Source organism: Sulfuricurvum sp. (genome assembly GCF_023229695.1).
Classification (GTDB): Bacteria; Campylobacterota; Campylobacteria; order Campylobacterales; family Sulfurimonadaceae; genus Sulfuricurvum.
The window spans coordinates 1-8816 of the sequence record NZ_JALNYS010000028.1 but is presented as its reverse complement, the minus strand read 5'-3'; the positions used below and the strand labels follow the sequence as shown (position 1 = coordinate 8816).

The 8816-nt window shown below is 46.0% G+C and carries 1 protein-coding gene; it reads right to left on the bottom strand.

Going from position 1 to position 8816, the window contains the following annotated elements; translation table 11 throughout:
- Window positions 1-8816, bottom strand: an 8816-nt coding sequence (locus tag M0P91_RS14785; protein ID WP_295069170.1) for a calcium-binding protein, incomplete at both ends; no start/stop codon positions are given.

Sequence of the window (8816 nt, the reverse complement as noted above, 5' to 3'; positions counted from 1 at the left end):
AACTCCAAACCCCAGTCTCATTGATGCTGAGGGTTCCGTGTGCTGAGGCGGTACTGACGGTGTAGGTCAATACGTCACCCTCACCATCCGTCGCACCGACATTGCCGCTGAGGATTCGGATGTCGTGGAGGGTATTGATGACTTCGGTTGGGGCTTGGGGGGCGAGGTTTAGCAATGAGGCCATCGATACAACCTCTGCGTTTGAAAATTCAAGCGATTCGATGGTAAAACCGGGTGTATTGAAGTTGACGATACGGATAGTGTCCCGATTTTGGACAGCCAAAGACGAATCGTACTGAAACGTTATGAACAGATCATTTTCACCCACACTCAGCACAATATCCTGAGCAGAAATACCTTCACCGAACATGATCGTGTCGATACCGCCAAAATCGGTAATCGTGTCGCGCCCGTCTCCTCTGTCATAGAGGTAAACATCATCTCCGCTAATCTCTTCCAACGTATCGTCTCCCGCTCCGCCTTGGAGGGTATCGTCCCCTTCTCCTCCGATCAGATAATCATCATTCCCTAACCCTTTCAGATAATCATTACCCTCACCGCCATCAATAATTTCCTGTCCGCTTGCCCCATACAAAAGATCGTTAAAAGTACCGCCGAATAGTGTACCGTCCTCCTCAAGCACGCGTGCCGTCAGATTTTTAACGTCACGCGTATCGAGTAAGAGATCATACAGCTCGCTTTTACTCAATGTGGTGGAATCATTAAATTCTATCGTCTCTATCGAACCGCTGTTAGTAAAAAAGTCCTTAATGAGAATTTGATTTTCCAACGATGAAAGAGGACGATTATCCGCGATATCATTCCGAATCCCGATCAGCAGATCATCGCTGCCGCTTATCCATTTGACAACGAGTTGTTCTTTTGAAATACCGATTCCCAATCTGATCGAATCAAACCCGTCTCCCTGATCGTCAATGGTTATCTTCCCGTCTCCGAGAGTAAAGAAGTAGGTATCGTCCCCATTACCCCCCGAAAGCAGATTACCGTAATACGCTGCGGACAAGGTGTCGTTATCGGTGATCGTATCGAACGGATCGTACGCAAACCCCACGTCCCGCATGATCCCGCTACTGCCTAGGGTGGCATAATTGGTCTCATTGAGGAGTATGTTGCCGTTTTCGGAAGTTTGTTCGAACGTGATCCCATTGGCTCGATCCAGATGGAGTGCCAAAATTCCACTGGTCTGGATGTTGGTTAACTCCCCCTCTTCGGTTTTGCCGTTTTGGTTGGCATCTTTCCATAAAAGCAGATTTCCAAACGCCTCGTCACGGTTATCGATGACACCATCACTGTTACTGTCGTAGTGCGCCAATGCCTCATACCCGTCTTGGGCACGTGTTCCATCCAAGAGTTTCGTGTAGTTGCCGAAATGTTCGCTGCCGTCGTTGATGACTCCGTCATTATTGAGATCGGCAACCAGCATCGCATCGCCTTTTTCCGCCCAACCGGTATGTTCACGGTTACCGTCACCGTCATAATCGAAGTAGGCAGTGGAGGTCGCAAGCGCCGTGGAAGTAATGGCGTTGTGATTTAGATCTAGGACGATCGGTGTCGCATAATTATTCACAACAGGATCTTTAACATTTAACAACACGTTCGCAGTACTAAATCCGCCCTTTCCATCCGTAATAGTATAGGTAAATGAGGCTTCGCCGATAAATGCTGCCTCAGGTACAAAAAGAATATTACCCTGTTCATCCAAACTCACACTACCATGTACAGCTTCCTGAACGCTTACAATGTTTAATACATCACTGTCCACATCATAATCGTTGTTCAATAACAATAATTGAGCAATAGTAGCTGTCTGATCGTTTGCGAACACAAGTTTTTCAGAATATTCTTTCGGACCTGAGACAACAGTCATATCACCGCTAAATGTCAAACGATATGGGCCACCATAATACTCAGAACCCGTATTCCCATTTAGATTTGCTTCGATCTCATTTATAGATAAACTATAAATACTGATAATCAGCGAATAATTACCTGCTTCCAAAGAATTGAAAGATAAATAAGAATCATATTGGTGAACCGATCCGTCTTCTCTGCCATTGCGCCTATCATCATCATTATAAGCAACTACACGGTTGGCAAGAGGCCCCTCCCCTTCCCTTATTAAGTAAATATACGAATCAAACGCTTCTTGAATACCATTACTATTAATATCATTATAATAAGCGATAGTATTATCGTAAAATGCCGCGTTCAATTCGGTCAAAACATCAATAGTGAGCGTTCCTCCATGATGTTCAATTTTCCACCGGTCGATACTTGCAATGCCATCATTATAATTATGAGAACCTTCAACGTTTATCCACCCTTCATATCGCCCGTTACTTCCAGAAAGAACATCATCCTGTGCAATTGGTGCATCTTCAACCGGATCAATCATAAATTGGAATATTGCTTCCGAACTCAAACCAAACTCATTGACTACTTGAACTACAATATTGTCAATGCCGTTTGCATCGATATACGGCACATATGTCCATTCCCCTGTATTAGAATCAATATTGAAGGTTCCTAATGAACTTTCTGCATTATAAAAATAGCTCAACATACCGCCAAAAGCATCGACAACGGCTAACTGACCGGTGGTTTGCGAATCTTCAAACATTTCGACACTTGTATTGGAAATAACAGGCTTTGTACTATATGTTGTGCCGTCACTGAATTCCAGTTGTTCGATTGAATGATTATTCCAATCCTCAATCGTGATACTGTCATCATTCCCCTCAAACGAAATGACAAGCCGGGTGCCGTCGATAGCGACAACCAAATCATCTTTTGAGATGTCATCCCCGAAACGAAGCGTATCTAAATCTTCATTCCCCCCATAATAATTGTATTCTTCGTCGTAAATCGTGTCATTTCCGTCACCGCGACTGAACACGTAGGTATCATTTCCTATCCCTCCTTCGAGAGTGTCATCTCCTGCGCCCCCGGTCAAGGTGTCATTACCGTTATTGCCGTACAATTCATCATCACCGGCGAACCCGGTTATCGTATCATCGCCATCGAAGCCTATGATCACATCAGAATTTTTTGTTCCAAGCATTACGTTAGCGTTTTCATTGCCGTAATAGGTCGTCATCGACTCGATTTCATCGGCACTAAACGCATTTCCGTTCGTAAAGAGAAAGGACTCTATTCTATATCTTTCGTCCGTATACCAGTTTTGAACGATGATCGAATTATCATCATCGATTGTGACGATCAAATCATTGGCCGTACGTGTCAGAATTAAAGTCTCGATTGTAATGTTTTGTCCGAACGTAATACGATCAATCTCATTTGTATCCAGTGTATAATCGCTGATAATATCATGACCGTCACCCAGATTAAAGATATAGATATCACTTCCAACACCGCCTTCGAGAGAGTCATCCCCTAGACCTCCGGACAATGTATCATCGCCCTCTCCACCGATCAGGACATCATTGCCGTCTCCGCTTTGGATCGAATCATCTCCGCTGTTACCATCGATAAAGTTATTACCGCCGAGATCTACTACGGTATCATTTCCGGACAAAGCATCGATTACATCATCATCATAGCCGTAAATCAATGTATCATCCCCGATGGTCGGATCAGCCGTTAGATACTTGGTATAATCAATTTTAGTCCCGTCAAATAAAGCCATATTCTCGACCCTATTATTGGATATAAACCAATTTTTGATCGTCACCATATCGGTCAGTTCGGAAATCGTTTGATCGCCGTTTCTGACATAAATAATGAGATCATCATTTTCTTTGAAAAACAACAAATCGTTCTCGCTTATGCCGTTTCCGAATTTAAGGGTATCCACACCGGCATTATAGTAAGTGTAATCATCCCCTTTTCTACCGTAGTCATAGATCGTATCGTGTCCGTCACCACGGTTGAAAACATAGGTATCGTCTCCTAAATGGCCTTGCAGAACATCATTGCCTTTTTTACCTTCCAACGTATCCGCTTGATTGAATCCGATAACGCTCTCATCTGCGTCGCTGCCGATATGCGCAATGATATCGTTCATATCCCATGTCGTTCCGTCGCTGAAACTGAAATTTTCGATCGCATAATAGCCTCGGCTTAGATCGCGTGAATTTTCATCGTCGTACAACGACCAGTTTTTCAGTGTAATTTTGTCGGTGAGTTCGGCCAATGTTTTGCCATCCTCTTTTAGTGCGACGATCAGATCGTCTCCACTTTGAACGAGGATAAGATCAGCGGTCGTGATTCCCTCTTTGAACGTTAGGGTATCGTTACCGCTTTGCCCCCAGTTGGCAAAATCGTCTTCGACGATCGTGTCATTGCCGTCCCCTCTGCCGAACAGATAGGTATCGTTGCCATCCGCACCGTACAGTGTATCCGCTCCGGCGTCACCGCCGATACGATCATCCCCCGCTTCGCCGTAGAGTCGGTCGTCTCCTGCGTTCCCCGTCAGGATGTCGTCTCCGCCGCCGATATGGATGATATCGTCCCCTCCGAGGGCATCGATACGGTTCTTTTCATCTCCGTACTCCAAATCATCGTTTCCTTCGGTCGGCGTGATGATAAAATCGGCGATCGCTATTTCTCCCTCATCGTCCAGAACCATCAACTCTACCCGATTGTCGATCGTCTCGGCGTTAAACCACTCTTTGAGCGTCAGTTGATCATTCGTATTGAGTGTCATCACCAAATCGTTATTGACTTTTGTAATGGTGATATCCGAACGGCTGATATTCGGACCGAATTTGATGGTGTCAAGTCCGCTCGTATCGTTAATGACATCTTTACCGTCTCCGATCCTAAACACATAGGTATCGTTTCCACTGCCGCCATTGAGCGTATCGTCACCGATACCGCCCGTAAGATAGTCATTGCCCGCAAGCGCCATGACCGTATCATCCCCGGCTCCGCTCTCGATCACCTCGCTAAACTCGGTTCCACCTATCTCGTTGTTTTCACTGCCGTAGATGGTGTATCGGCTAGTAATCCAGTTTTCATCAAACGCCAGTGCCGCATAGGTTGCTGTTTTATCGATGGCGAGGACTTCACCGTCACCGAAAACGATTTGCTCAATCCCCCGATTCGGATTTTTCCAATCGCGTATCACGACGTAATCTTTGAGCTCGGTATAGGTGTCGTGAGTCGCATCGATTTTCAGGATCAGATCGTTTCCTTTCGTCCCGATCGTGACCTGATTGCGGTTGATGTCTTCAAATCGGAGCGTATCGTTCCCCGCATCGACGGCGATCTCTTTGTTGGTAAACTGATCGTTGATGATAACCGTGAAATCGTCTTTTTTATAAACGTAGGTATCATCCCCGAGCCCGCCGAACATCTCCGCTCCATGGTTGCTGTAGAGTGTATCGGCACCGGCGTTTACAAACATACCGGCAATCTCGGAGGCTGTCATCGTCAAATCATCGGTAAACCGGATCGTTTCAATATTGTTTTTGACTTTAAACCAATCCGTAAGGGTAATCGTGTCGCTTAAAGCATCCAATGTTTTCCCGTTTTCATTGAGTGTGATGATCAGGTTGTACCCCTCTTGTCTGAAAAGTAGGTCGCTTTTGATGATACCCTCACCAAACGTTAATGTATCCTTGCCTGCATCGTTCATTTCGGAGATGAATACATCGTACAGTGTATCGTTGCCGTCTCCGCGATGAAAGAGATACGTATCATTACCCGCACCGCCGCGCAGGGTATCATTTCCGCTCCCGCCGCGCAGGGTATCATGCCCTGCACCGCTGTTTAACGTATCATTGCCGCTGCCGCCGATGAGGGTGTCATCTCCACTGTTTGTGGTAATCGTATCGTTGCCGCCCAATCCGTCAACCGTGATCGCGTTTTGCGTATAGGTATAATCGAGAACGTCATCACCCTGTGTCGGTTTGGACAAAATACTTTCAAGAGAGATTTTCGTATCGTCATAAAGCAGGATATTTTCTACGCTGTTTCCAGCGATCGTAATCGTATCACTCCACGATTCGAACGCCATGCCATTCTCTTTTACCCCGATCACTAAATTTTGACCGATGAATTTTGCTTCTAACGTATCCGCTCCGATCCCTTCACCGAATTTGAGTGTATTAGTTCCGTATGAATAGCCGATTGTATCTTTCCCGTCTCCGCGATTGAAAATATAGGTATTATTTCCGGCACCGCCGTTTAAGGTGTCATCCCCACGTCCTCCGATCAGGGTATCATTTCCATTTCCTGTTGTCAACGTATCATTCCCGGATAATCCATCGATGGTTCTAATCTCATGATCGAAGATTAATAGATCATCACCCTCCGTTGCTACTTTGAGACTTTCCGTTGCTATGCGGGTACCATCTGAAAAGGCGATGGTTTCCACCTGACTGATACTCTGAACATAATTTTTGATGATCACTTTTTGGGTGAGTTCATCGAACGTTTTTCCCTCCTCTTTTAGAGCAATGATAAAATCGTTTCCGATCTGTTTTCCGATAATATCCCCTGACGTAATCCCCTCTCCGAAAGAGAGGGTATCGTTACCCCCTTGATCGATTATGGTTAACGGAGCATCCCCATTATTAAAAGTGTAGGTGTCATTTGTGATAATAGGAGGAATGGGGGTAACCGGCACAGCAGGTACTTCAAGCGCTACCTCTACCGCTGTACCGTCTGCTAAAAGGAAGTTTTCGATGGTGTTGTATGAATTGAAGTACTCCAGAATAATAATTTCTCCGCCACCGTTTGCAATGGTAATGATTAAAGTATCATTCCCGGGATTAAAAAATCCGGAACCTGCCGTTGTCGGTCCGGGATCACCCCGACGAAAGGATATATCACTCGCACTAATCCCCTCTCCGAATTGGATGGTATCATTGCCGCCATCCGTTTGCAGAATCTTGCTCGATTTAATCTTTTGTACCGATTGCCACATAAAATATTGGGTACCGGCTCTGGTATCATCATAACCCGGTCGATTATCATCAAAGATAATCTCACCTTCTTCCCCCGACTCCCCACGCTTGTAAACATAGATATCATCACCGCTGCCCCCTGCAAGAAAATCGGATTCACTACCGCCGTTTAATATGTCATTGCCTGCTCCGCCATACAAATCATCCGCGCTATCGCCGCCATCTATAGTATCATCTCCGCTTCCCGTATAGACAAAATCCGCCGATCCGAGAGCAAGGATGGTTACCGATTCGGTAGTATTTTCGAGATAAATCTTATCCATCCCCTGAGTACCCAATTGTGTTATTGTATCGATCACAACATCGGCTCCATCACTTAAAATGATACGCTCTATCTTGTTATTTTCATCGAGATAATTTTTGATCGTCACGACGTCGCTCAACTCTTCAAACGGTGTATCCCCCTCTTTAAGAGCGATCATTAGGTCTTGGCCGAAATACTTCGTGACGATCTCCTCCGCCGTAATCCCCTCGCCAAACGTGAGCGTATCGTTACCGGCATTATCCTTTTGGAGGTTGTCAAATCCGTAGCTGTAGTCGTCATTGATCGTATCTTTGCCATCACCTCGGCTGAACACATAGGTGTCATCCCCCAGTCCCCCCTCTAGCGTATCGTTTCCGATATTCCCCGCCAATGTATCGTTGCCGCCATGGGACATGATCATATCATCCCCGCTGTTTCCTCTCACGGTATCGTTCCCCTCTCCGCTAGAGAGGGTATCGTTTCCATCTAGCAGATCGATCGTTTGGCCATCATTGCTCAGCTCTAAATCATCATCAAACTCCGTAGGGGCGTTCAGCAGCTCATCGATATCGACGATTTCATACCCTTCCAGATAGATCGCTTCGATGGTGTTGTCGCCGTTTTTATAGTTTTTGAGGGTGATCACGTCGCTGAGTTGTTCGAAAGGTTTGCCCTCCTCTTTGAGGGCGATGAGTAGATTGTTTCCACTGAATTTAACCATCAGATCAGTAATCAAAACTCCCTCGCCGAACTGTAGCGTATCGTGATCGCCGCTGTCGGTGATGGTGTCTTTGCCGTCTCCAAGATTGTAGATGTAGGTGTCGTTCCCGACTCCCCCTTCGAGCCGATCATCCCCTCTGCCCCCGATCAGGGTATCGTTTCCGCCCAATGCCTGGATGACGTCGTTGCCCCCTCTTGCATCGATGATGTCGTTTCCGGAACTGAGCTGGATCACCTCTACCCCATCGGTCGCTTGAAAGAGTTCAAACACATCTTGGAATTTCATCGTACTGCCATCACCAAAAATGATCGCCTCGACACGGTTTGAGGGCTTCATCCAATCGACGATGGTGATTTTATCGGTGAGTTCCTCGAACGATTTCCCCTCCTCTTTGATCGCGATCACGAGATCACTGTTTCGGTTCAGCCGAATCTCGACACTCTCACGGGTAATCCCCTCATCAAATATCAGAGAATCGAATCCTGCTTTGTCATAAATCGTGTCGCTTCCATCCCCCCTGCGGTAATAGAAGATATTGTTCCCTTTTCCGGAATTAAGTTGATCGTTACCTCCCTGAAGGAGAATTTTCGTATCGGTATCGGAGAGGGTGATGAGTTCATTCGCTTCGGTTGTGACGATGATGCCGTCGGTGGTATAGCTCTCTTTGGTTTCAAATACGCTGAGGGAGAGTCCCGTATAGAGGTCAGAAACCAGAGATTGGACGATGTCGTTATTGATGCTCCCTACGAGAGTATCGATATCGTAGTTCAATCCCCCCTGCATTTGCATCACTTTTGCCAGATAGAGTTTTTCTTCGATTGTGTGGGTATCGCTGTTGAAATACTCGATAATTTTGGCGTTCATCGCGGCGCTATCATCGATGATGAAGCTCTGCGTG